The following is a 26691-nucleotide window of genomic DNA, read 5'->3' as shown; positions in this document are numbered from 1 at the left end:
ATTATGTCATGATGATGAAATATCCTCAGCTGTATTTTCTCCTAGTTGCAAACAGCGAATTATTTCAAGAAACAAGTCCCCTCCAGTGTACTTGATAACCACCAGTCCTAATGTTATTTTCCTTGCGATTGCTGCTTGAAACTTACCATCCAATGTTTGCACAATCTCATTACTTAATTCCTCTTTTTCGTCCTCAGATAAAACACTCATTGCCTTTGTTATTAAAGATATTAAGTCTTTGGCATCAATTGTCAAATCCATCATACTCATTATCTCGCTGATCTTCTTCATATTCCTCTCGGATAAAATCTGATCAAACTGCCTTTCTGCTGTTTTCAGGAAAATACTTAGTATTAATGATGGTCCTACTTCTACTATTTTGTTCTTGCCATCCTTATACGAGAAAAAAGAACTTCTTAAAAACACCATCGCGCCGAAGCCTGCCACCAGCGCCATCCCCAGCTCATGTCGATTAATCGGACCAAAATTCAAATGATAAGCCTTTATAATCACATACGCCACCACAGCTCCCCAAAAATTAATGAACATATACACATAACTAAACCGGTTGATCAGGATATAATGAAATGTCCTATACCTATTCAGTAACTCTGACAGTCCAACAGATATGCCAATGGCTCCAGACAATAATGCCCAGCACAAAGAATCGTAGGTCATCTCACTAACGTATAAATTCGAAATCGGGTTAACAGGTCAAATGTAAAAATTAACCCCACTTAAAAAATCCACGAATGAAAATGCACAGCGAAAAATAAAATGAACAAAATGAACATGATCAGTCTGAGAAAGAAAATCTCAAAATCATGATGGATGCAATAAGACATCCAGCTGGAAGATAAAAATGCGCAAAAATCCAGGTTATCATCTAAAAAATAAAAAATCAATCTTCCTTCAACGCCTTCTTCATATAACCTTCCACCTCCTTATTGACATCATCCGTGAAGTACATGCGGAAATGATGGTTGTATTGTGTAGCGCTACCAGGCACCTTCCCCACCTTGGTGAAACAAAGATTATCTGCATACTCCTCCTTAAAAGGAAATACAATATGAATGAAATTCCTACCGAATTGAGTAACCCAAGCTATACGCCTGCTCTCCGCAGTTCCCGCTGTAATAGCAATCATTGTTTTAGTAGGCACAAGGCAGATATGCCCCAGCTGGAGATAACGGAAAACAAAAAAATTGAATAAATCACGGGGAATGTCCGGTTTTCCGGCAAAAAAATGCGCTATCTGGGGATTCTCTGCAATATGATCATTGATATCCATACCGTTAAATATCGGATACAAATTTGAGGATAACAAACAAAGGTCTAAAAGCTTGTCAACATTGCTCTCCGAATGGCGGAAGGAAAGGCAGTGATAAACAGAAAATCAAAGTTATCATGTAATCGAATGCTGACATAGTACAAATACGACATTTTCGCTTTTTAGCCCATTATACCATGTAAACGAATGGTATTCACCAACTCAGCCTCATCGAGGATAGAAGGCGTAATACCGGCAAACTCTTTAAAATCACGAATGAAATGCATCTGATCATAATAACCACTCATATGCGCGATACGCGTCCAGGTGGCGCCAGGATGCGTCTCCTTTAAATGATAAGCCTTACAAAAACGAATCAACCGTGCATAACGCTTCGGCGACATCCCCGTACGCTCCACACATTTCCGCTCAAACTGCCGCATACTGATACATGCATCTGAAGCCAACTGCTCTATGGTAAGATTACCGGCATGACTAACGAGATTATCCATCACCAGATCCACCGTGTTCTGCGGCTTCAGCTTATGTAATTTCTTCAACAGATAGTTTTCTATTATCCCTATCATCGCATCCCAGTCATGGATATGCTCCTTCAGGTTATCATTGATATCGTCAATCTCACTACCCAAAAATAATTTGGTATCAAAATCCTGCTCATGCAACTCCGTCATATGAATATTCAGCAACCGAAATAAGCCTCCCGGCTTAAAGGCCACGCCTATACCCAAATGCCGGCGACCCATATCCAGCATCACCGACCGCTCCAACGGCCCCACCGTCAAACTGACGGATTTGGTCATAAACTCATTGGAATACACCCGCTGTACCTTAATAGGATCTTCCAGGTAAAACATGATATATCGCTGATAAGTAGGTACAAACCTATACATATTGGAGAGGCCCCCGTCTTCAGTAAAATCGGTGGCATAAATGGCTATCGTGCTTACAAACTCCCGCAAAGCCGGGTGAGGCAAATAAGTTTTAAACTTCATAGTCCGGAATAATCAGTTGTGATTAACATCTGGATGATTGGCATCTCATCCCATTATGGTTTCCAGCATCTAAGGCATTTCAGGTTTCATCCGATAGAATAGCTACATCAGTTGGTGTCGTCCCGTGTATCGATTGCTGGTTTACCTGATAAATATACCTTTTTTGCCGCTTCTCGAAAAGTATTTCGAAAAAATGCGCAAAAAAACTGCCTTTTCAAGCCTATACGTATTTTATCCTACCCTCTGACACAAAAAGAGCCGGCCCTAAAGCCAGCTCTTTTCAATTAAAAATTTGATGATTACTCCAACCCCCACTGCTTATTAGGCTTGCTGCCCATTTCCAGCTCCAACGTTCCTCCATTCATCAACTGCTCATGGGTAAACCATGGTGTATTAATGATAACTCCATTCAGTTTGGCCGATTGTATATATTTATTCAGATCAGAACAACCATTGGCTATCACGGTAAAATCTTTCCCATTGGTCAGATGCAGGGTTACTTTCGAAAACACCGGGCTCCCGATCGTATACCGCGGCTGCCCTGGCGTCACCGGATAGAAACCCATAGAAGAGAATACAACAAAAGCCGACATCCCTCCTCCATCTTCATCTCCCGGTATACCAAAAATATTATCGTCAAACCAGGTCTTCAACAACAGTCGTATACGCTGCTGCGTTTTCCAGGGCGAATTCGTATAGTTGTACAGGTAAGGAATGAAAAAACTAGGTTCATTTCCCATAGAATATTGTCCCACCAAACCAGTAGCATCCGGGAACTTAGCCCAGAACTCATACCTGCTGCGGCCCAACCCCTCACGGAATAGCTGATCCAGTCGTTTTTCGAAGCCTTCTTTACCGTTCATCAGCTTCATCAGTCCAGGAATATCCTGCTGTACCTGCCACATATACGTCCAGCCATTGTTTTCATCATAGTAGTCGCGGCCACCCATACCGCCGTCGAATACCGGATCGATCTGAATCCATTGACCAGCACTGTCTTTTGGCAGAAAAAACTGACGGTCAGCATTCCAGAGGTATTGATAATTTTTACCGCGTGCCTCAAAAGATTTCCCATCTGCATCCTTACCTAAATCATTCGCCAGCTGTCCTACTGCCCAGTCATCATAGGCGCCGCCCAGTGTCACTGCTACGGCCTGGCGCTTCTCAAAGGGATGTACCGCTTTCACGGTTTCTTTCTCCCCTGGCTTCAATGCGGGGAAATAATGCCGATCATGATAGCAATCGTCCAGCACTGTTTTAGGCCCATTGCGCCATGGCAGCATTGTTGCCGCCGTCGCATTTTTTCTCATGCCTTCATAGGCCTTCGCTACATCAAAATTTTTCAAACCTTTCCTGTACGCATCCAGCATCATCACAGAAGAATGGAAGCCATTCATACAGGCATGATCTCCGAAGATCACCGGAAACGTAGGCAGCCAGCCACTTTGCTCATACATACGTACATACGACTGCAACATATCTTCCTCCCGTCCAGGGCGCAATATAGTACGCAGTGGATGCAATGCCAGATAGGTATCCCATACCCAATCATCTACATAAAAAGGACGATTATCAGTATGTATTTTGTTATCATAACCGCTATAGTATTTACCATCTTCAGAGATATTTACCATTCGTTCATAACAACGATACAATGCGGTATAAAAGCTCCTGCGCTGATCAGGTGTTCCGCCTTCTACTGCTATCTGCCCCATCACATCCTGCCAGGCTGCTCTGGCGTCGGATTCCAGCTGCTCAAATGTTTGTCCCTTCCCCAATTCATGCTGGAAATTTTGCTTTGCCTGTTCCTCACTAATAAAGGAAACAGCATATTTCATTTCCACTACATTATTGGCGCCATCAAAAGCTACCCAGGCCTTTGCTTTTTCTCCTTCTATTTTCTGCTGCGTAGTAGCGTTCCCGTTAATAAATCCCCCAGATTTAGCGGCCCTGTTAAAACGACCGTACACATACACGGGTATCGGCTGATGCCCATCTTCTACCTGATATATCTGCATACCCGTTATGGTACTGTCATTATCGAACCGCCACCAGTTACGGCCATGGTTATACGTGTTAAATAGTAATCGCTTTGTACTCTCCGCAGGAAAAGTAAACCGGAAAAATCCCACTTTCTTTCCTACAGTATAATCAACCGTGATATCCTTTTCTATCAGGTTGGTATAGTAATGCCAGGGAACACGTTGCTCAGCTCCCTGGTCATATGCCAAACGGGTATTAAAGGATGACTCACTCAAATGTTCATCGGTATTGGGTTTCATGGCAAACACCTGTCCCAGCCTATGCGACACCAGCAACAGCGGAAAGCTGCTGATCTGATCGTCCAGATAATCGGCACGCACCGGCGTCATGCGCATCATCTCATTCGGCAACTGCATGGTGGGCCGCGTAGGCTCCAGCAAAGTGCCCACACCGCCTATCTCCGCCCGTACATAAGATAAAACATCCTGCTGTTGCGCATAAGTGGCGCCGTAGCTGATCAATGCCACTGCACAGGAAATAAATATTTTCTTCTTCATAAACTAAAATATCAAACGACTATTCTATAGGTGCAGTGGGTCGTGTAGCCGTCAGCGTTAATAGCTGCTTAAACATCTTCCCACCATCTCTTGTCAAACGCAGGTAGTAATCTGAAGAACAGGCAGTACCATCTTCATCCAATGTTACAAATCCTGCTCCTGCCGGCACGTCCGCAGCGGTGGCCGCGGTCTTGGCAATCTGATTACCCTCATTATATTCATCATACATCGATATATATAAACCCTGACAACCCAATTTCGTCATATTATAAAACTGCCGCCACATAAAATCTCCATGCGCCCGCTGATGCTCCTGTAAATCACCCGGGAGTATACAAGGCTGGTAATCTATACCATTGGCCTTACAGAAAGCAAGATCAGGCTGATTTACCTGCACCAGGAAATTATCTGATTCGGACACCTTACCAATACGTCCTACCATCCAGGGCGATAACATATTAAACGCCTTGTAAACATCCAGATAACCGAAACGGCTGTCGCTGGTCTGATCTCGCCAATGCGTAGGTACACCACCAATTACATAGCATCCCTGCGACTTAAACCAATTTATAACGTCTATGCATACACTGGAAGTCCAGGTATGGTTTTCATCATTAAATCCAAAGCCCCAGATACATACCACCGGTTTATTATTTTGTTTTGCATAGGCAGATGATCCGGTATATGTCTTCATCTTGTTTGTCCAGTCAGCTTTTATCTCCGACTGCATATTCGTCCATCCGCTAACATCATACATGATGTAGAACTTCCGGTTATACTTTTCCGCGGCCCTACGTACCTTTGCGGCCATCGAATCTCTCACCGGACCTTCGATACCACTGGGGTTAAAACGCTGCAATGCCGCCACATCTATACTATATTGCTGCATCCAGGAAAACTGCACGTCTACCGACTGCTCACTATAGGAAGAAAACAAAGATGCCGGCTTGCCATTACCTAAATTGGCGAAAGCGGTAGGAAAGATATTCGTATAGTCGTTTACGTCGGGCCAGGATTTAATCCCGCTGGTAGCTGGTGAAGGCGACTTCCCCCAATCAGTACTCCAGTGCCACCAGAGATTAATGGGGGAACCATCTCCTACACAGGCAAACCATCCCTGATAACCTACAGTTACCTTACCTACCACATCGCCTGCGGGTGATGGCCAGACCACTTTCGTAGTCGTATCGGTAGTACCTGGCCCTGTTCCTGATCCGCCGGAAGGACCGTTATTTCCTCCTTTAGAACAGGACAGCGCACCACAGGCAGCTACCAATAATAGTGCTGTTATATAGATTCTCACAATATTTTATTTAGATGGTAATAGAAAAAACTACTTACCTATGGTCTGCTTTACCAACTGAATAGTACCATCAGGATTGTAGTACAGTTTATCTACACAGATAGAGCGGAGCCAATCGTGGTGCGATAATGAACTATTATGATAGAATGCATACCATTGGCCCTTGTATTCCACAATAGAGCCATGATTGGTATAACTATCGGTAGACTCCATATATATGCCTTTGTACTCCCATGGACCGAGTGGACTTTTACTCATCGCATAACACATGCGGTTATGTTTGCCGTCTTTATCATTATTATCTGAATAAGAAAGATAATAAATGCCATTACGTTTATGCACCCACGAAGCTTCGTGGAAATCTACCAGTCCTTGCATAGGTTGCATCTGCCCGTCGATGGCCATCATGTTATCTTTGAGCTTACCACCCATACACTTGCCACCACCGCCATAATAGAAATAAGCCTGGCCGTCATCATCTACGAATACGCAAGGATCGATGAGTGATTCCAATCCTTCAATATAACCTTGTACTTTGAAATCGCTGGCAGGCTTGGTACTGGTAGCCACGCCTATTTTCCAGGTCTTGTTCCATTCTGTGCCGCTTGGATGCGGAAAGTAGTAATAGTAAACACCATTCTTGTAGGCACAGTCCGGCGCCCACATAAAGCCGCCTTCTTTGCGGCCCCATGGCACCTGGCTGGAGTTCAGTATTTCACCATGATCTTTCCAATGTACCATGTCATCGGTAGAATAGACATGGTATCTGTCCATCAGGTCGCAGCCGCGAGGCGGCGCTACATCATGAGAAGGATAAACATATAATCTGCCATCTGCCCAAACATGAGCAGAAGGATCAGCGGTATAAATATCAGTTACAAAAGGGTTTTTCTGTGCCTGGCAATCGTTGGGAGTGAAGGCAGCAACGAGTGTCAGCAAAGGTACAGCGATGAGCGAGCGTAAATAATTTTTCATCAAAAGCATTTCCATTATCTTTTAATCTTATTGGGCTAAATAATATCTTAAAGAGTTGGAGAGGGGCAGACGTCCCTCTCCGGTATGAAGAACCATCAAGGGACATCCACCTTGACTATTTCTGAGTAGTTAAACTTTTTATAGCTGTCGTTAACGCGAACGCCTACACGAGCATAGAACGTGCGTCCACTCAGCAGATTAGGCACCGTGAGTGTGTAAGTAGTTTTAGCTATCACGTCGGTATATGGGCCGTTGATCGTCTGGATATTCGGGCCCGTATATACGTTATAGATAGTAGCGCCACTCCCCACAAAAGGTGTATTGTTTACGAAAGGCTGTATATCAATGATATTAGGCAGCCCTGCGGTGATTGGTGCGAAAATATTGAACGTCATCTGGAGGGTGGTACCAGAAAGTTTATAGCTAAAATTCTGTATCTCCAGGTATGGCGTCACTTTAAAATCATGTGAAGTAGTACCGCCAATATCTAACAAGGTAGTATCTGTAAGCGGCCAGAAAGCGCCCTGCGTTGGCGTGATACGATAGTGACCACTGAAAATGCGCGTATCTTCAAAAGTACCATCTGGTTTGGCGGGAATATAGTAAGGCGTAGGATTGGCGCTCCAGCTCAGTTCATCCAGCTGCACATTAAAACCACCGGTTTCCGTAAGGAGATTCTTGCCTGTTACATTATCTATCAGGTTGCCTTTAAAAGTAGCATCAGGCCCCGCATAATTATCCACCTTTTTACAGGAGTAACCCGCACATACCACTGCTGCCACCAGGAGACTATATATCATTTTCTTCATAACCTAAAAATTTAAAGTTGTTAGTAACCAGGGTTATTAGGGAACAGGTTAGGATTCTTGCCTAATTCACCTCCTGGCAGCGGCTCGTAGTACCATTTCTTTTCGAAGTTGTAACTACGCTGAAATGTTTCTATCTGTTTCAGGAAGATGTATTTGTTTTCATTTTCGACATAGTATGGCAACAGGCCATAGAAGCGGGTGTTGTCTAACACCTTGTCGGCTATACGCCATCTTCTCAGGTCATACCAGTATTGATGTTCGAAGGCCAGCTCTTTGCAACGTTCGTTACGAACGGAATCGATGGTGATGTTATTGGTAGCCAAAGCGGCGCCGGCTCTGTCGCGCAGCTGATTGATATCGTTTACTGCATCGGCCTGCATATCGCCAGTTCCCAGCTCCATGGCTGCTTCTGCCCTATTAAGCAATACTTCAGCATAGCGCATGTCTATCCAGCTCTGTGTACTTTGATACAGTCCACAGCTAGCTTGATCCGCTTTATAGTTGATATACTTCCTAACGTAAAAGCCTGTACGTGTTAATTCATCACCATCGGTTTTGATACCTGTCAAACCGATAATACGGCGACCGTTGTAAAGTTGATTTACATCTCCTGATAACAGCAGGTTATTAGGTTGATCCCAGGAAGTCGTCATGTTATTAGGCATTTCATCTGCTGCATTACCACCAAATTGCTTGTAGATACCGCGTTGTGCATCGAAGGTATACCCACGCAGTGTGGCGCCCGGGAAGTAGATGGTAGCCAGCAAACGAGGCTCCAGACCTTTTTTCAGGTCCGCCTTGTCGGCAAAGCGTTTAGGAGTGCCGTCAGCATTCACAATATTTAACGGGCCCGTAAAACGCTCTACCAGATCAAGGGTCGGATAAGCTCTTGACAAACCATCTGCCGTCATCAAACGACAGGTCATAGTAGCATCCCAGCTATGAGGCGTACCACTGGAAATTGAATAATCTTTTGCGTATATAGTTTCAGTACTGCTCTGGTCAAGGAAAAGATCTGCATAGTTCTGTTCTTTATCGTCTGATTTACGATAAAGACTATAATGTCCTTCTACCATTTTTGCAGCATCGAAGGCTGACTGGAAATAACGGTTAGCCTGATCTGCGCCAATGCCAGCAAAGCCTTTCTGGCGGGCATCTCCATCAACGAAGTTTGTCGCGCCATATTTAGCGATTGTACCAGCATAGAGCATAGCACGTGATTTATACGCTGCCGCTACATATTTATTAGCCCTGGACCTTTGACTGGTAGGGCCCATCAGCAAGATGGCGCTATCCAGGTCGGAGGCGATGAAGTCATATACTTCCTGCTCTTTATTACGAGGCACCTGTAATTCAGTGATGCTCTGCTCGGGGTAGCTTTGCAGCGTACGTACAATTGGCACTCCGCCATAACGCTTTGCCAGCGAGAAATACAGGTAGGCGCGACAGAAGTACGCTTCTCCCAGCCACTGATTATATTTATCTGAAGCAAATGCTTTCTGATATTTTGGAAAATTCGTCAGCATATAATTGACCGTACGGATTTTATCGTAGGGCCAGAAACCGAAGCCCTGTGCAGCATCGCCGGTGCCCCCGTAAGGACCTGCCAACTCACCACAGATAGCACCAGGTTGATAAAAACACTGCCATCTTCCGCCATCATTTACCATGAAACCATTGTTAGGCTGATATTGGAAGTCTTCTATCGGCAAAGTGCCGTATATGCTTGCCAGGTATGCGGTCACACCTGTTTCATTTGTGAAGATGTCCTGGTCTTTAATGATATTCAAAGGCGCTACATCCAGCTTATTACAAGCTCCGAAGGCAAGCCCTATCACTACCAGTACTAAATATTTTATTTTCATATTGAAAAAGTTTAGAAAGAGATTGATGCGCCCACACTGAATGTTCTGTTCTGCGGATACAGATAACCACCTTGTGAATAGTTCCAGTCTGCACCATCTGCCACCTGTCCCGGATGCTCAGGGTCCATGTTTTTCAGGCCTGTAAGTGTGGCAAGGTTGTAACTGTTGGCATACACGCGAAGATTCTGGATACCGGCTCTTTTCAACAAAGCATGTGGTAAGGTATATCCCAACTCCAGTGTTTTCACCCTCATGTAACTGGCATTCTGTACTGCTTTAGTACCCTGCGCTTCCGGATGACCGGTAACAGGATAAGAACCACCTACCCATTGTGTTTTAGGATCGTACATATTGGCTTTAGGATCTACTGGATGCCATCTGTCAAGGAACTGCACCAATGCACTACGGCCATACATCAACGGAATTGCGTTCTGCTCTGCATACTGCACATGGAAATTAGCAGCACCCTGTAACAATACGCTCAGATCAATACCTTTCCAGCTGGCGCTGAGCGTCATACCAAAGTTTATCAGTGGCTTATCTCTTGTAGCAATAGGTACGGCATCTTTATCATCGATCACACCATCGTGGTTGAGATCCTGGTAATAATAATCACCTGGTAAAACGCCCTGGTTACCACCGCCGGTATTTACATTATAACCATAGATCTGGCCATAGCTGCTAAACTGACCACCATACTCAGGTCCCCACCAGATATTAGAATACCTGTTGTTCTGATTATTTTTATAATTCAGGTAAGAATTACCTGCACGTGTTTGTTCTACATAAACATTTTTAATACGACTGAAGCTGATGTTACCTGAGATATTATAACTTACTTCACCAATATGGTTTCGATGACCTACTACGATATCAATGCTGGTAGTACGATCGCTGTTCAGGTTTTCCAGTGGTAAGGAAACTCCTACTGTTCCTGGCACCTGCGCGCTCTTGGCCGCTGGCAAACCAGCCCTGTTCCTGATAAAATAATCAACAGAACCGCTAAACAATCCATTCCATAAATCCAGGTCTATACCGGCATCAAAAGTTTTTGATTTCAGCCAGGTAAAATTCTGATTGGTAACGCCCTGGGAGTTAATACCATTTACATAAGTACCGCCCAGGATAGCGCCGGTACCAGGATAGTTGTAACCTGCAACCCACTGGTAGTTTACGTTTGCATCATCTCCCATCAAACCATAAGATCCGCGAAGCTTCAGGTTAGAAAGAACGGAGGGATCAATCAAGCGTTGCACAAAAGGTTCTTCACTGATGCGCCATGCCGCCAATGCTGCAGGAAAAAGGCCCCATCTTGCAACAGGACTGAATCGACTGCTACCATCATTACGGATGGTACCTTCCAGGATATATCTTCCTTTATAGTCATACACCAACCTGCCGATCAAACTTTTCATAACTGTTTCGTATAAACCGCCAGGGTCCATGCTTCCAAGCTGGTCGGCATTGTCGCCGGCAAACAGGTAAGGGATACCCAGCGAGAAGTTACGTTGTGCCCAGAAGTCATCACCTTTAACATGATTCTCTTCATACAGGAACATCGCATTTACATTATGCACCTTTGCAAACTGACGTTTATAATTCAGTGAAAGCTGCATGTCTGTAGTGGTAGTATTATAATAGGCGCGTTGTACTTTAGAAGGCAGATTCACGGTAGTAGGCAGGTACAGGTCGTTCTGCGCGTCGTATAGATAAAGGTTGTACGCGTTTCTTACATTGTTATTATCGGCCATGCCCATCATATAAGTATAGGCAGCCCTTGCAGTCAGACCTTCTACTCCAGGAACATCGTATTCCAGATTCAGTTGTCCCTGGAAGTTTTTATTTTTATAAGTAGAATTACCCACCAGACTATTTTGTATTAGTGCAATGGGGTTTCCGTTTTCATCAGTAGCGTACGGATAATCCGTATTGTTGTTTGCATAAATAGGCGTGATGGGTTTATAGCTTTCTGCATATTTCAGAATTTCCCATACACTGCGGCCACCGGGTGTATTTTTTTCATCTACATATCCGGAAACATTCACCATACCACGTAGTCTCTTGGTGATGTTTACATCTACATTAGAACGGAAGTTATATTTATCGTAATTGATAGCATTTGTTTTGAAGATGCTTCCCTGTTTGAAATAACCCAGGCCGAAGTAATATCTCACTTTATCGTTGCCACCGTTGATAGACAGGTTATGCTGTGTTTCAGGAGCAAACTTACGGGTGATAGCGCCCATCCAATCGGATGAAGGCATCTTACCATTTTTATAAACGAGGATATTGGAGTCAGAAAAAGCAGGCGCTTTCTGAGAAAAAAAGTTATCAAAAGAGCTGAGTGTGTTTTCATTGGTCAGCAACATAAACCCAACAGCGTCGGTGCCTTTAGGCACGTTCAGGAACTGCTGCCAGCTCTGGTTGATAGAATAATTGATGTCAAACTTTCCGCTGGCACTCTTGCTACCACGCTTGGTGGTTACCAGAATTACACCGTTCGCTGCCTTCACACCATAGATAGCGGCAGAAGCATCTTTCAGCACAGAGATACTTTCTACTTCATCAGGGTTCATCCTACTGAGATCACCACTGCTGCGAGGGATACCATCGATAATGATGAGTGGAGTACCACCCATGCCTCTGATATCATAGCTGGTATTAAAGGAACCAGGCTCAGAACTTAACTGAACTGTACGCATACCGGCCACTTTACCGGTCAGCATATTTACAACGTTTTCATTTTTGGTTGTTACCAGTTCCTTGTTACTGATGGAAGTCACGGACCCTGTAACAGTTGCTTTTTTCTGCGTGCCATAACCAACTACTACCACATCATTCAGTGAAGAGTTGGATACCGCCATCACTATATTAATAGTGTTGCGGCCATTAATCAGTTGCGTTTCAGTTCTTAAACCTACGTAGGATACTGAGATTTTAGTTGGCGTTACGTTAGACAGAACGGAATATTCACCGTTGTCATTGGTGTAGGCACCGGCGAGGCGTTTGCTGTCGTTTTCCAACACAACGTTGGCTCGTATTACAGGCGCCCCTTTTTCATCTGTTACCCTGCCCTTGATGGTCACTTGCTGGGCCATCATGTATAGGGGAAGCAGGCAGCATAACATTAAATAATAGAATTTTTTCATGTTTTAAATAGTTTAAAAAGCATTCAAACAGCGGGGATGTGTGGAATTTGATAACGTGTTTTTAAGGTGACATGATAATTGTCGTGGAACGTTCATTTAATTTGTTGATTTTGGTTTGTACAGCAACTCTTTTGCATCAGAGCTCACTGCTATTGAAACTTCATAACTGGATTACGATTCCCTGGAATTTGTCAATGCAAAAAACGATTCTGCCATTAACAAACAGATTAATCAGCGATTAATCGGGCATTAATTTTTATTATTTCCTGTTCTTACTTTCGTTTTGGTAGATTTTCGCCATATCCTGGTTTTCCATGGAACCAATTTGCTGCTTGTCCGGCCAACCATAAATAATGGTCGCTGCCTAGTTCATCTTCTATCCCCACGAAAACGCCGCCGGGATGTAAAGGCAGCTTGCTCTCTGTAGCACATTTAAATATGGAGGTGCCCTCGTTCATCTCGTCGAACATTGCGATGTATAACATCTCTGCTCCTGCCTCCTTAGCACCTGCCACCTGCTGCCAGAAAAATGCGCCCTTGTTGCGGGCTATCGTATGTGCAGCAGGACCATTCATATTTCTCCAGCTGAATCCGGGAAATGCCAGTGGTACATAGTCCACGTGGTTCTCTTTACACCATGCGATATCCTTTACTACTGTTTCATGGAAAGCAGGATATGCCGCCTGGTCATATCTTCCTACAAACCATGGTGCTACGATATCGCACTTGCGTAATAAGGCATGCAAGGCTTCATCATGCAAAGCATCTGCGCCGAACTCGCGCCAATAGGTAGGTACGCCCAGCATCACACTGAAGCCCCTGGCTTTCAGTCCGTCGATAATCGTTTCGGCTTCTTTAAAGCCATACTTTCTATGATCATTGAAACCCACCCCCCATATGGTTATCAGTGGCTTGCCATGGTGATGCAGGTAGGTGGGAGATGTTTTACCCGATTTCTCCAACAGACCATATTCTTTTGTCAGCTCGTCGAGATCATGCAGTAAAAACAGCTCTTCACCGGGATTCATTCCACTGAGGTCATACATGATACAGATAGCGCGGTCGTTGCGTTTTGCCGCGGTCATCGCATGATGCAATACAGTATTGAAATGCTGCTTACCGCTGGGATTGCGGACTTCCGCAACAAAACGCTGCATGAACACACCGTCTATGCCATAGTCTTTCATCCATTTAAAATGTAGATCTACGCTGGATTGATCATATGGACTGAATACGTTGGCTACGCTGCTATCGGCAAAGCGGAAAGGGGAAGGGTACTGTTTTTTGTACTCCCTCATATCAGGCCATAGATCTACTTCGCAGGAGCCAGGCGCAAATACGCCCCGGTGCTCGTAGTGGTGCCAGCCTCTGTTGGCACCGTCGGTGGGAGTGTTAAACCAGCCTTGGTAGCCCGCCATTACCAATCCTTTGTAAGATGGGTAATGAAACGGACTATGCTGGGCTTTTGCGTGGAATGATAAAATGCAAATGGTCAAAAATATAAGCGTGCGTTTCATGTAGTTACAGTGTATTATTTAACGTGGAAGATGCCATTCAAACGGATATCCTGGGAAGAACTACCCACCATTACCTCGAAGGCCCCTGGCTCCGTTACTTTTTTCATATCTCGATTCCAGAGTGCCAATGATTCTGCGGCGCTCATACGGAATCGCAGTTTCCTGGACTCGCCCGGTTGCAAGGCTACCCTGCTGAAGGCTTTCAGTGCTTTTGAAGGCGTAGTCACGCTGGATACCTCATCGCGGATATATACCTGTACCACTTCCTCTCCAGCTACTTTTCCACTGTTGGTAACGGTTACGTATATATCAAAACTCTCGGCAGCATGAATTGGCGCCGTTGGCAATTGCAAGGCCTCATAGGTAAACGTGGTATAACTTAATCCATGACCGAAGGGAAATAGTGGTGTAGGCTGTTCATCCACATAGCGGTGGTAAGAGGTTGGCTTATGACTATAATAGTATGGTAGCTGGCCGGTGCTGCGCGGAAAAGTAACCGGCAGCTTTCCTCCGGGATTGGTAATACCTAATAAAACGTCAGCAATCGCCTGTCCGCTCTTTTCTCCGCCAAACCATCCCTCTACGATGGCCGGCACATGCGTCGCTACCCAATCGATACATAAGGCCCTGCCATTCAGCAACACGGCGACTACTGGTTTGCCCGAAGCGACTACCTGCTGTACCAGTGACTGCTGGGCACTGTCCAGCGACAAACCTGCACGGTCCTTTCCTTCTCCCACCACTGCCAGGTCTTCTCCCAATACCACTACTACAACGTCGGCACTTTCTATGGCCGACTGATCATAGCCGGCAACATACCTGATATGCAGGCGATCGCCGGCTCGTTGGGTCAGTCCGGTCAAAATTGAAACGGCAGTATCCGCAGTATTGGAATATCCGCCGAGATAATTACTTTTTGCCAGCGGCCCTACCAAGGTAAGGTTTCGTATACCCGTCAGCGGTAGTACACGCTGATCATTCTTTAGCAACACCACGCCCCTGCTGGCCGCTTCCAGTGCCAGCTGCTGATGTGCTGCACTATGTGTGACATTGGCTAGTAAGGTAGTATCTATATATGGATGGTCAAATAGTCCTAATAAAAACTTCACACGCAATACATCTGCTACGGCGCTGTCCAGTTTTACCTGCGATAACTGATGCTGCTTCAAGGCGGAATCTATTGCCTGTTCAAACTCTTCGTGGCCGAAATCATAGAACTGCATGTTAAGACCCGCATTAATAGCCTGCGCCATCGCATCGGCACGCGAAGCAGCTGTATGATGCGCTTCCAGCGCCATGCGCACCGCTCCGAGATCGCTCAACACAAAGCCTTTGAATCCCCACTCTTTACGTAATACGTCCGTTAGGAGCCAGTGGTTGGCCACCATGGGCAGCCCGTCGATTTCATGGTAGGCCGCCATAATGCCCAGCGCACCTCCTTGTTTCACTGCCTTCTCGAAGGCAGGCAGGTGACTACTCCTGATTTCACGCACACCAATATTTACCGGACCGGTATTGCTACCCGCCTCCGGAATGGGATGTACCACAAAATGTTTAGGCTCACTCACCACGGCATCATGCCTGCTTGGATCTCCGTTCTGCAATCCCTTGACCATGGCTAGCCCTATTTCAGATACCAGATAGGTATCTTCCCCGAATGTCTCCTCCTGACGCCCCCAACGCGGATCCCGGCTAACGTCCAGCAATGGCCCCAGGATCATGGCAGTGCCATTAGCCCTACTCTCTGTTCCTATCGCACGACCCACTTTGCGGACCAGGGCGGTATCCCAGGTAGCGGCCAGCTGCAACGGCACCGGGAAACTGGTACTGCCCTTACGCGAATAACCATGCAAGCCTTCTTCAATAAATAATACGGGAATGCCTAAACGCGTATTTTCTACGGCATAACGCTGTACCTCATTGGATAAGGTAGTGGAGTTGGGATAAAAATCGTGGAGGGAACCGAAGGAACCTTTGGCAAATGCAGCCTTAATGAGTTTTTCATCCAATATTAATGCCTCATGCTGCTGCTCGGACATAGGAGCAACGCTCCAACCTCTGTACATATCCAGCTGCCTGATTTTCTCCAGAGTGGTCATCCTGGAAACCAGGTCTTTCACCCTCGCTTCTACCGGCAGCTTAGCATTTTTGTATGGCAGCTGCTGCGCAGATACAGCAGTTGCAAACGTGGAATAGCATAAAATAATAAATAACGGTCTTAACACCTTCATCGTTGATATAAGAATTATAACGGTTAATGGACATAACGTGGAGTACAAAGGAAGTGTCCACCCATTAACAAACCGTATAAAATCCCATTAATGAAGGCATTAATGCCAAAAAAAGGTAAAAAAATCTATTTAACTATCTCAGAGAAAGCAATTGGATATTCTTCTCCATAAACTTTATGGTAATCTTTTATAAATCGCTCATAGGCATTTTTGGCCAGAGAGTGTCGGCCCATAGCAATCAGCGAATGACATTTCAAACGTAAAGCCTCTTCACTGAGTGGGTCGAAGTTGAAAATACAACTGGCTGTTTCCACTAAGATATCCGCGTCCTGTTGCGGGTGAAGATGACTCGATTCTTCCAGCAGCTCATCTATGATTTTATTGGTGTAGTCAGATTTCAGATCATCCAGCCAGGCGTATTCTGTTTGTTTGAGAAATGAACCTCTCGACACAAAAAACAGCTGCCAGGCCAGTTTCTGACGACCATGGCCCTGGTAAACGGCTTTCACCGCCATGAAATCCATCAGGTCAATGCTTACCAATGCGGGATCATAGTCCAGCATCCAACGCTCATTGTCCTTCTTAATGGAGATCTCCCCTATCTTCGCAAGGATGCCTTTCAGGCGTACGATATTCACCGAAAGATTATTCTTCGCGTTCTTCCCCGCTTTATCTCCCCAGAAAATATCATTTAGCTTTTCAGAAGAAATGCCTTTTGCATTTTTAATGGTATATAATAAGATAACCAGAAAGAGTTCTTTCAACAAAGGCGAAAACTGGTTATTATATGTTGTTCCGTCGGCATCTAATATTTCAAAATTTCCAAACAGGTAAATCCGGATGCCTTTACTACGGTTAAGCACATACGGTGGTTCTTCCGTTACATTCCTTTCCTGAATTGGTTCTGCCACTGGCCTTGGCTGAACCGGCGTGGTGGCAGCAGGGACTGCTGGCGCCTCTGCTGACAGTACGGCTGGTGGTGGTGCAGTGGTAGTAGCAATAACTGTTCTGTTGCGTTGCTTTCGTATCCACCAAACAATTCCACCCAGCGGTATAAGCAACACTATAAGCCACCACCAGCTGAAGGCCAGACTATGGGCTTTGTCAGCAGCCAGCGCAGGCAATGGCGGAAAACCAATGCTGTAAATCTTTACGCTGGTTTGCTTGCCTAATTCTGTGAGCAGGGTTACTGCGAGTAGTTGCCGGGAGCGAGGACAATAAAACAAATCTGCATCGGAGATAACATCCTGAAACACATATGGGATCTCATCTCCCACAAACTCGTATTCGGGTGAGAACAGGGAACCTTTGATCATCTTCAGCCGGGTATCATACCTACTTTCATCGTAGCACAGCACATAGTAGGCCTGTTCCAGCGTATCTATTATAATGGAAGAAGCAAAAACGAAAGGAGTTCCGCTATTCTTGATGGTAAAGCGTTTTTTGAATGTTTTGGTGCGGGTATCGAAACGCATGAAATCATAGAGGTGCTGGGGGCGCAGTACCTGGTCGCCGGTATGACTGCCATAGCCGCCAAGGATGTAGATGCTGTCGTTCCATTGACCAGCCGCCGACATATACCGCGGCGTAAAGTAATCACCCGAAGGTTGCAGGTCTAACCATTGCTGCGTATTGAAATCATAGCGCTGCACCTGGTTTTTATATTTCAGCTGTCCGTAACCTCCAAAAATATAGAGTGCATTTTCCTTACGGGAAAAGACTTTGCTCGTATGTCCGTATTCGGTATTGGCGACGGTATCGTAGGTACGTGTCCAGCGAAATGAGTTATCCTGCCAGGTAGCAATGCTTTTGAGATCGATATAGAAATTATAGAGTTTATTATCTACCGAATTATATAAGGATTGATTAGCCTGGAAAAGATGATATCCCAGGGAAGGTCTGGCAACTTCCGTTGTCATTTCATCATTTGCGGGCAGGCGGTATACGGTATCTTCAGATACGAGATATATTTCTTCTGCTTCCTGATTGAAAGTCACGCTGGCATTACCTTTCACGTTCAGTGATTTGAGCAGGCGCCAGCTGCGGTGCAGATCATCCGACCATAACGGGAAGGTTACAAAAGCAGTTTTATGCGCGATAGAATCTTCTAATGGATTGGTACCGGGTTTTCCCAGTGGCCAGTAGTAGCGTAGTTTATCTCCTGCTGCAACACCAACGTTTCTGAGCATCATTGGCGGTACGTCTGTAGTGATAAAATCTTTATGTCGCAATGCACCAAATACAATATGGAAGCAGTTATCCCTTAATGTAACAGGAGCGGTTTTATAAAGTTGTCCGTTGATATAACAGCTAATGGAAGTTTTTGTGAGATGATAACGTATACGTGTCCATTTGTTGTACAGCGTCGTTTTATCCAGCTTAAAGTCAATACCACAAAAGGATTCACCTACGATGGTATTAAATACTTCATCTTTCTGATTATATACCAGGTCGATATTCTGACCATTATTACTGATCATACGAAACAGGTAGCCGAAATAGATAGACCTGTTGGGAATAAAGGAGAAGTCGAAAGACAGATCCATGCTGTCATCGAAGCAGAAGTCTTTCTGGAAGAGTTCCAGCGAAGTTCTTTTTTCTTGTGGGGCGTTGAAAGAATAGAAAGTGAGGCCATAATTTTCCTGGCCTTTTGTGGAATAAAATGCAGCGAATAATAATACTAAAGTAGTGGCAAGTGTATTGATGGCCGTCTTCATAACTCCACTAAATATATAATTATTCCTGCAATTATTGGAGCTGCGAAAAAAAAACGGACGGCCCTGCATCAATACCAGACTCTCGAAAGCAATTAAGCGTATATACTATCTCCGCATCAGAGGCAATGAAGATATGTAAGAATGGCGAGGAAGGAGAATATAAGCACTACCCCTGCGCGCAAATAATATATCATTGATTTACCGGCTTCACCAGATGCCGGATCATAATTATTACTATTGTAAAAATTACCCTTAAAAGTGCTTTCTATTAAAGTGCTTTGCAAAATGGCGGTCAGTACAAGAAAGCTGATCATAGGTACTAATACCAAAACCCAGAGACCATTTTTATCTCCCAGGGTTTCTTTACCAGTAAAGCCAAAATGAATAGGAATATGATTAGGTAATTGTAACCATGCGATCGTGATTCCAATTACTTGTAATATGAGTAATGAAATAGAGAAATAAGTGATCTGCACAAATTTCTTTTGAGGATCGGGGAAGAAAAACAATTTAATCCTGTTTTCGATCATGGGTTTCAGATTTTGCATTCCTCAGCTTTTGGGTTACCGTGAAATGACTTAATTAGCGTTGATTTTTGATGAAATAAAGGTAGACAGAATTAATGGGGCGATTGCTAGGGTAAATACGGAATTTAAAAGGGACGGCATGCGTATTTCTACGCATATCGTCCCTTAAATATGGTAATTTAATAATTTATATCATATCATTATATGGCTGTATAAGCACCATCAACGGTGTATTTGCCACCGGTTACGAAGGATGCCTTATCACTGCTTAACCAGATCACCAGTTCTGCTACTTCTGCAGCTGTTCCTAATCGGCCCATTGGGTGCATTCCTACTAATGCTGCTTTAGCTTTAGCATCCATGATATCCAGTAAAGGCGTGGTGATATAGCCCGGGCACACTGCATTTACACGCACTCCCTGCGATGAGTATTCAGCGGCCGCCGTTTCTGTAAGGCCGATCACACCATGTTTTGCCGCAACATAAGCAGCTGCATATGGCGTACCTACAAGCCCCAGAATGGATGAAATATTCACGATGGCGCCACCGCCACTTTTCAGCATAGCTGGCAGCTGGTATTTCATGCCATAGAAAACACTATTGAGGTTAATAGCAATGACTTTCTGATATGTTTCTATGCTGTAGTCGGCAATGGGTTTCGACTCACCGCCGATACCCGCATTGTTGCAGGCAATATCCAGGCGGCCATATAGTTCCATTGTCTTATCTACCAGCTTACGACAATCTTCAGGGTTTCCTACATCACATTTTACAAAGGACGCTTCGCCACCCGCTTTCTTGATATCGGCCACCGTACTGGCGCCATGTTCTTCGTTTACATCACTCACGATTACTTTAGCACCTCCCGCAGCATACAGCTTCGCTACCGCTTCACCAATACCAGATCCTGCACCAGTGACCAACGCCACTTTGCCTTTAAATAACTGTTCCATTTCTAATCATTTTTAGTGTGTAAAAATTGATGGTCACATGTAACAATCGTCTTGTTTTACCGGTATAACAAATGTAGCGAATACTACTGTTAGAGGAATCTTAAAATCGCTATAAACTGATATCAATCATGTTTTTATCGACACATAAAAAAGACTGCCATGTGATGTTTATATCAAACAAAACAACAGCAGTCTTTTCATAATTGTTTTATCAAAAAAGATAATTACTTAGACGTAAAAATCTGTCGTAGCTGATCGCCCAACAAGCCACCACCATTTACGGTAATGCTGCCTACCTTTTCTGCGATCCTTTCCACATATTCCATTTCTTTCAGCTTGAACAACATAGGATTTTCTTCCATCAGCTTGGCAGTATTCATCAGACTCCGGGTGCTGGCAGTTTCTTCTCTTCTCATGATGAGATTGGCCTGCGCTTTCTTTTCCGCTACCAATACCTGATTCATGATTTCTTTTACATCTCCCGGCAAAATAATATCACGTACGCCAAAGCTCATAACCTTCATACCTAAAGTGCTTGCTACTGCATGCACCTGCTCCAGCATGAACTGCCCCAGCTGTCCTTTCTTCTCCAGTAATTCATCCAGTCCAAGCGTGCCTACATATTCGCGTAGTATCAGCTGCACCTGCACATACAATTGCTTTTCTGCTTCTTTATTTTCCAATACTACCTTTATAATATCTTCCACAGCATATTGTGCAAATGCATTGATACGCACGGCTGCTTTATCTTTCGTCAGGATTTCCTGTCCGCTGATTTCCAGTGATTGCGTACGCATATCAATGCGCTTCAACTCAATATGACGCCTGTTTGCAAAGAAAGAATGAATACCTCCTCCCAATACAGCGCGATACTCCCCATCTACCAGCAACACTGCTTTTTCAAAAGGTTCGATTTTATGATTCAGGAACAGTTGATACAATAGCGGACTAAATACAATATCCTTACTCAAATCAGAGATAGGGTCTGTAGCGCTGATATTCAGGAGCTGAAATGCCATTTCGTTTTTGTTCTTCAGGAAGATATGTTTCCCAGGTAAGAGGTGCATTTTCAGCAATCCGTTTTCAAATACCAGCGCCACCTCGTTTTGTTGTACATCTACTACCTGCACCAGGCTTGCAAACGTTGCATCTGCCAACAGTTCCTGTACAGGCACCGGCGGCGTGAAAGGCAGGTTGACATCAAAAAGCTGGATTTCTTTTGATTGCCATGTCCAGTATTTCCCTGGCAACAGCACCTGTTTAAAACATCCATTTTTAATTAGTAATCCTACCTTATTTTTTTCAATAGTTATAAATTTCATAGTGTATAGGTTTAGGGGTTAATAGAAAAACAGGCTGTGTGTCTGACACAGGAGCCATTACGGAGCAAGACGGCTGTTCGTACGCAGCTTACATACAGGGCGGAAGTTCTGCATGCAGCGTTTGATACAACAGGAAAGCATTGCTGCTGGTAATTTTACCATGACTGTAACTAACAGTTACAGCATCATGACATCACAGACCTGTACGCCCTTTTTTTAGTAGAGGCGACCTACTATACCGTGTTGGGTTTGTGGCGTTTAACCACTGTTCTTAGAATCACTACCTAAGTGTAATTGGTGTTTAAGACCAATGTTGGGTTTCCAGCGATACAACAGTATACAATCGGCTACAGCCACTGCACTGCCGGGCTACGGATACCCAGGCTTGCATTGTAAAGTGAAAATTACCGTGCGTACAACAGGCTTCGAACCTGTGATACTACCTCATTTGTACGCATCTTTCGGGGCAACAATCCGGGTTAACAATCCGGGCTAACAATTTGGGTTAACAGGCCAGCGGGCAATAAAAAAGCCCTCCGTTAACAGGAGGGCTTGTATTACTCATTACGAATAGTACTTACTTACTCCGTTCCTTTATTAATAAATACACATACCGCTCCCGTGTGGCAAGGCTTTGCCAATACGTAAAACCGGTTTCGTATGTGCTGATAAATCGTATATTCATGACTGTGAGACCATAAAAAAAGCCCCCGCTTTTTGAAGCGGAGGCTCATTGTTATAATTCAGTTATCGTAAACTAATTCAGCTTATAACATGCTCCGCATAAGGATATCTCCATTTCGAGATAGCTTATATGTGTGTTTGATAAACGGATCATGTTACAGGTTTTTATTTGTTTTAAAAATTTTACGATGCAAAGATGATGATAGTATTTAACATCTGCAAATATTTTTTCATACTTGATAACATCACAGTTGTATACTATCTACTCAAACCTACGAGCGTAAAGGCTTCAGCGCATTTCCCCATTTCTCCAATTCTGTCAGCATAAAACCAGCAGATTTATTCAGCATCTCATCCGCGATGAATTCTTCCTGGTCATTAATGAATCTGTCGAACATGGAAATCACCACGCCTTCTGGCAAAGGCATCATCTTGAAAGCCGTCAGTACGGGCTTCAGTAGCTGTGAAGCTCTGGTACCACCGGAAACGCCGCCATAACTAACAATACCTGCAGGTTTGTTGGTCCATTCGGTAAACAAATAATCCAGCGCATTTTTTAAAGGTGCCGGGAAACAGGCGTTATATTCTGCTGTTACAAAAATGAATGCATCTGCGTCATCAATCTTAGCGCTCCATTTCTTCGTATGCTCGTGCTGATATTTTTTTAAGCGCGGATGAAAAGGTTCATCCATCAGGGGTAAATGAATATCGCCCAGGTCTAGTAATTCCACTTCAAACGCAGGATTGGCCTGTGCTAAAGCGCTGATCCATTTAGCGATGATGGGACCTTTTCGGCCAGGGCGGCTGGTAGAACTGATTACCTTTAATTTCAACATTAATTAAATTTTATTAGATAAGTAGATATGACCACGTTATGTGACACAAAGTTTAAAATAACAATCTCAATATCTGAATGTTAAAGAAAATTTTTCTGTTAAATCGCTGCGCACATATACACTGCGTAGTGAAGTTAGATCTTTGACTTCGAACATTCAACAATTATAATTCATAACCCATGATGTTAACTGAAGAACAAGTACTTGCATCTGCGCCCGATGATGCTTCCCGCAAAGCGGGGAAAGAACTTGGCAGTATGCAAAAGTGGGTCAGCACTGGCCAGAGCGAAGCTGCTCTCTGGGGCGCCTGCAAAGGCAGCGGTGCTAAACCTTACCAAACCCAGGTAGACCTGCAGCAGCTTGCCTTCAAATGCAGTTGCCCCAGCCGCAAATTCCCTTGCAAACATGGCATCGGACTATTGCTACTATATGCCCGACAACCACAGCAAATCCCTGCTGACAGCCTTCCTGACTGGGTATCAGCATGGATAGATCGCCGCGCCGTATCCGCCGAAAAAAAGGCAGAAAAACAACAGGAACAGGCGGAAAAAGGTAGTCCAGCCAACAATAAACAACGCCTGCATGCCCGTGATGAAAAGGTCAGCCAGGGAATTGAAGAACTCCAGGTATGGCTCAAAGACATGATACGAAACGGCATCATACATCTACCAGAAAAAAATCGCCAATACTGGGAAAATACCAGCAGAAGACTCATAGATGCGCAGGCCCCTGGCCTGGCCGCTATGGTGCGCAACCTCGGCGATACGCCCTTCTTCAAACAAAACTGGCAGCAGGATTTTATGCAACAACTATTACGGCTATACGCAGTCATTCAAGGATATAAACACCTGGAACAACTGCCGGAAGCATTGCAGGAAGACATACGCCAGCTTTGCGGTTTCACCGTCAACCAGGACTACCTGCGTTCCTTACCGGGCATCAGCGACACCTGGCAGGTGCTGGGAAAACAAGTCAGCGAACAAGACAGACTCGTCACCGAACGTTACTGGCTATACGGAGAAAATACGCAACGCAACGCTGTAGTCCTTCAATTTTACACCCGGCACGTATCCACACCACAATTCTCCCTAACACCAGGTAGCTGTGTTACAGGAGAACTGGTATACTTCCCTTCAGCATGGCCACTGCGCGCTGTCTTGAAAGATTACAAGAATAGTCACACCCCCGTGCAATGCCTGGGCATGCAGCAATGGGAAGAAGTATTGAATGCCCAAACTACCGCCAGCAGCGCGTTACCAGTGTATTACGATCAACTCTACATCTTACAGCAACTGCAACTGGTTATGCATAACGGCGCCTGGTACCTGCAAGACAAGCAACGGCAACTCATGCGTATCAAAGAAGGCTATACGAAAATCTGGAAACTACTCGCTATCAGTGGAGGAAAACCTTTACCCATGGCTGTTACCGGATCTCAACAAACCTATGAGCCCATCGGCATCTGGGACCAACATCATCATTACAAACTACTCTGATGGAAAGCTGGCAACAATTACTCAACACCGCATTACTTGGCACCAATCGCCAGGCACTGCCCACTATAAAAGCAACAGGCGCCCTCGAAGAGGCACTGCAAACCATCAGCAATGCAGGGCTGGACAGAGAAGATCTCCTCCTCCATTCCGGTGCCCTGCTCATGAATTACCGCCAGGCAGGATGCAAAACACTGCACATAGAAGATGCGATCACACATGTTTGTCCTGAAGAGGAAAAGCGCTACTGTAGTCAGGATGCAGTCAGTAGTCTGCTCGAAGCCATAGCACTCGGTTCCAATGCGCTCACCAAATATTGGCTGGAATGCTGTAGCAAAGCAGGTTACATCCTTCCTCCGGCATTATTGCCTATGTTAATGGATAAAGCCGTAGCCAGCAAACAACTGAGAGCGCCGTTGATGGCCTGTTATGGCAAACGTGGGGAATGGCTGGCACTTCTGAATCCCGACTGGGAACTGTTGATCCCCGGCAATGAAATGGAACTATCCACAGATACCTGGGAAACGGGCAGTATTGGCCAGCGTTGCGCCGTACTAAACGCCAGCAGAAAAGATGATCCGGACGCAGGACTCAGCATGCTGATCGAAACCTGGAAGCAAGAGAATGCCGCCACCAGAGCTGCTTTGCTAGAATGCCTGGAAACAGGACTCAACGACAATGACATCCCATGGTTGCAACAACTTACTGCCGAAAAAAGTATAAAAGTAAAAGAGAAGTCCTGGGAGTTATTAAGACAACTACCAGCAAGTGATATCGTGCAGCAATACTGGGAGCTGGTAGCTTCAGCTATTACACTTCAAAATAACCATATCGGCATCACCGACCTGGAACTGCCGCTGGCGCCGGAGATATACAAATCCGGCATCGACAAACTTCCGGCATCATCCATGAAACTAAGCGATGAAATGTACCAGCTGCAACAATTAGTAGCCGCGGTGCCTTGTTCCTTCTTTTCCGGACTGCTACAAGAAGATATTAGCACCTGCGTGAAACTATTATCTGCCGCAGGTTTTGAGACCCCGCTACTAAAAGCAGCCATACAGTTCAAAGAAACGGAATGGCTCACCGCACTGCTACAACAAACATCGGCATTCTATCCGGATGTCTTCCATCTGGCGCCAGCGGCCGACCTGCAAGCCTATGCCATGCGTTTCGTAGAAAAAGAAGGCAGCGCCGTCATTCTGAAAATGGGCGAAAGCAGCGTAGAATGGAGCGTTCCGCTGACAGAACAGATATTTAAGTTCATTGCCATGCACCCATACAGCTATAACAGGAATTATTTTCTCGAACTGGCTCACCTGCTACCAACAGCGGTATTAAAAGTTGATGATAAAAACATCTTCGGAGATATACTCTATAACCAGGCAGCATGGAAAAGTCTGCGGGAAAATCTTTCCCAGCTGCTTGCCTGCAAAAGTGCCATCCTTCATCAATTTCAATTCTAAACAATCATCTGCATAAAATAT

18 protein-coding genes are annotated in these 26691 nt (G+C 44.8%); 2 read left to right on the top strand and 16 right to left on the bottom strand.

Going from position 1 to position 26691, the window contains the following annotated elements:
* Window positions 1-6: 6 nt before the first annotated feature.
* The 16 genes from ACE38W_RS02240 to ACE38W_RS02165 form a co-directional block, all read right to left on the bottom strand.
* Entirely contained in the window at window positions 7-678 is a 672-nt protein-coding gene (locus tag ACE38W_RS02240) for a hypothetical protein (RefSeq protein WP_375828599.1), read from the bottom strand.
* A gap of 223 nt (window positions 679-901) precedes the next feature.
* Complete coding sequence (locus ACE38W_RS02235) at window positions 902-1291, bottom strand: hypothetical protein (protein WP_375828598.1); 390 nt, start codon at window positions 1289-1291, stop codon at window positions 902-904.
* A gap of 161 nt (window positions 1292-1452) precedes the next feature.
* Window positions 1453-2283, bottom strand: a complete 831-nt coding sequence (locus ACE38W_RS02230; RefSeq protein ID WP_375828597.1) for a helix-turn-helix domain-containing protein — start codon at window positions 2281-2283, stop codon at window positions 1453-1455.
* Window positions 2284-2582: 299 nt separating this feature from the next.
* Window positions 2583-4823, bottom strand: a complete 2241-nt coding sequence (locus ACE38W_RS02225; protein ID WP_375828596.1) for a GH92 family glycosyl hydrolase — start codon at window positions 4821-4823, stop codon at window positions 2583-2585.
* 19 nt (window positions 4824-4842) lie between these two features.
* Window positions 4843-6126, bottom strand: a complete 1284-nt coding sequence (locus tag ACE38W_RS02220) for a glycoside hydrolase family 71/99-like protein (protein WP_375828595.1) — start codon at window positions 6124-6126, stop codon at window positions 4843-4845.
* Window positions 6127-6156: 30 nt separating this feature from the next.
* Window positions 6157-7101: a family 43 glycosylhydrolase gene (locus ACE38W_RS02215; RefSeq protein WP_375828594.1), complete on the bottom strand. Its 945-nt coding sequence runs from the start codon at window positions 7099-7101 to the stop codon at window positions 6157-6159.
* A gap of 95 nt (window positions 7102-7196) precedes the next feature.
* Entirely contained in the window at window positions 7197-7910 is a 714-nt protein-coding gene (locus tag ACE38W_RS02210) for a DUF3823 domain-containing protein (RefSeq protein WP_375828593.1), read from the bottom strand.
* A 20-nt stretch (window positions 7911-7930) separates the two neighbouring features.
* A complete protein-coding gene (locus ACE38W_RS02205; RefSeq protein ID WP_375828592.1) occupies window positions 7931-9775 on the bottom strand; it encodes a RagB/SusD family nutrient uptake outer membrane protein in 1845 nt (614 codons plus the stop codon).
* 11 nt (window positions 9776-9786) lie between these two features.
* On the bottom strand, window positions 9787-12924 hold the full coding sequence (locus ACE38W_RS02200) for a SusC/RagA family TonB-linked outer membrane protein (RefSeq protein WP_375828591.1): 3138 nt from the start codon (window positions 12922-12924) through the stop codon (window positions 9787-9789).
* A 272-nt stretch (window positions 12925-13196) separates the two neighbouring features.
* A complete protein-coding gene (locus ACE38W_RS02195; protein WP_375828590.1) occupies window positions 13197-14441 on the bottom strand; it encodes a glycoside hydrolase family 71/99-like protein in 1245 nt (414 codons plus the stop codon).
* Window positions 14442-14455: 14 nt separating this feature from the next.
* Window positions 14456-16672: a glycoside hydrolase family 3 N-terminal domain-containing protein gene (locus ACE38W_RS02190; protein ID WP_375828589.1), complete on the bottom strand. Its 2217-nt coding sequence runs from the start codon at window positions 16670-16672 to the stop codon at window positions 14456-14458.
* A gap of 125 nt (window positions 16673-16797) precedes the next feature.
* The gene (locus ACE38W_RS02185) at window positions 16798-19389 is read right to left on the bottom strand and encodes a kelch repeat-containing protein (RefSeq protein WP_375828588.1); all 2592 of its coding nucleotides are present in this window, start codon (window positions 19387-19389) and stop codon (window positions 16798-16800) included.
* A gap of 116 nt (window positions 19390-19505) precedes the next feature.
* Entirely contained in the window at window positions 19506-19937 is a 432-nt protein-coding gene (locus tag ACE38W_RS02180; RefSeq protein WP_375828587.1) for a hypothetical protein, read from the bottom strand.
* A 179-nt stretch (window positions 19938-20116) separates the two neighbouring features.
* A complete protein-coding gene (locus tag ACE38W_RS02175; RefSeq protein ID WP_375828586.1) occupies window positions 20117-20869 on the bottom strand; it encodes an SDR family NAD(P)-dependent oxidoreductase in 753 nt (250 codons plus the stop codon).
* A 224-nt stretch (window positions 20870-21093) separates the two neighbouring features.
* A complete protein-coding gene (locus ACE38W_RS02170; RefSeq protein WP_375828585.1) occupies window positions 21094-22191 on the bottom strand; it encodes a slipin family protein in 1098 nt (365 codons plus the stop codon).
* Window positions 22192-23147: 956 nt separating this feature from the next.
* A complete protein-coding gene (locus ACE38W_RS02165) occupies window positions 23148-23711 on the bottom strand; it encodes an NADPH-dependent FMN reductase (RefSeq protein ID WP_375828584.1) in 564 nt (187 codons plus the stop codon).
* 179 nt (window positions 23712-23890) lie between these two features.
* Between ACE38W_RS02165 and ACE38W_RS02160 the strand changes: the two genes are divergently transcribed.
* Entirely contained in the window at window positions 23891-25207 is a 1317-nt protein-coding gene (locus ACE38W_RS02160; protein WP_375828583.1) for an SWIM zinc finger domain-containing protein, read from the top strand.
* Complete coding sequence (locus ACE38W_RS02155) at window positions 25207-26670, top strand: DUF5691 domain-containing protein (protein ID WP_375828582.1); 1464 nt, start codon at window positions 25207-25209, stop codon at window positions 26668-26670. Before ACE38W_RS02160 ends, ACE38W_RS02155 begins: the two co-directional genes overlap by 1 nt.
* Window positions 26671-26691 lie beyond the last annotated feature (21 nt).

The sequence above is a fragment of the Chitinophaga sp. Hz27 genome, assembly GCF_042263525.1.
Classification (GTDB): Bacteria; Bacteroidota; Bacteroidia; order Chitinophagales; family Chitinophagaceae; genus Chitinophaga.
The sequence above is the reverse complement of the archived record's forward strand: the minus strand, read 5'-3'. Positions and strand labels throughout refer to the sequence as shown.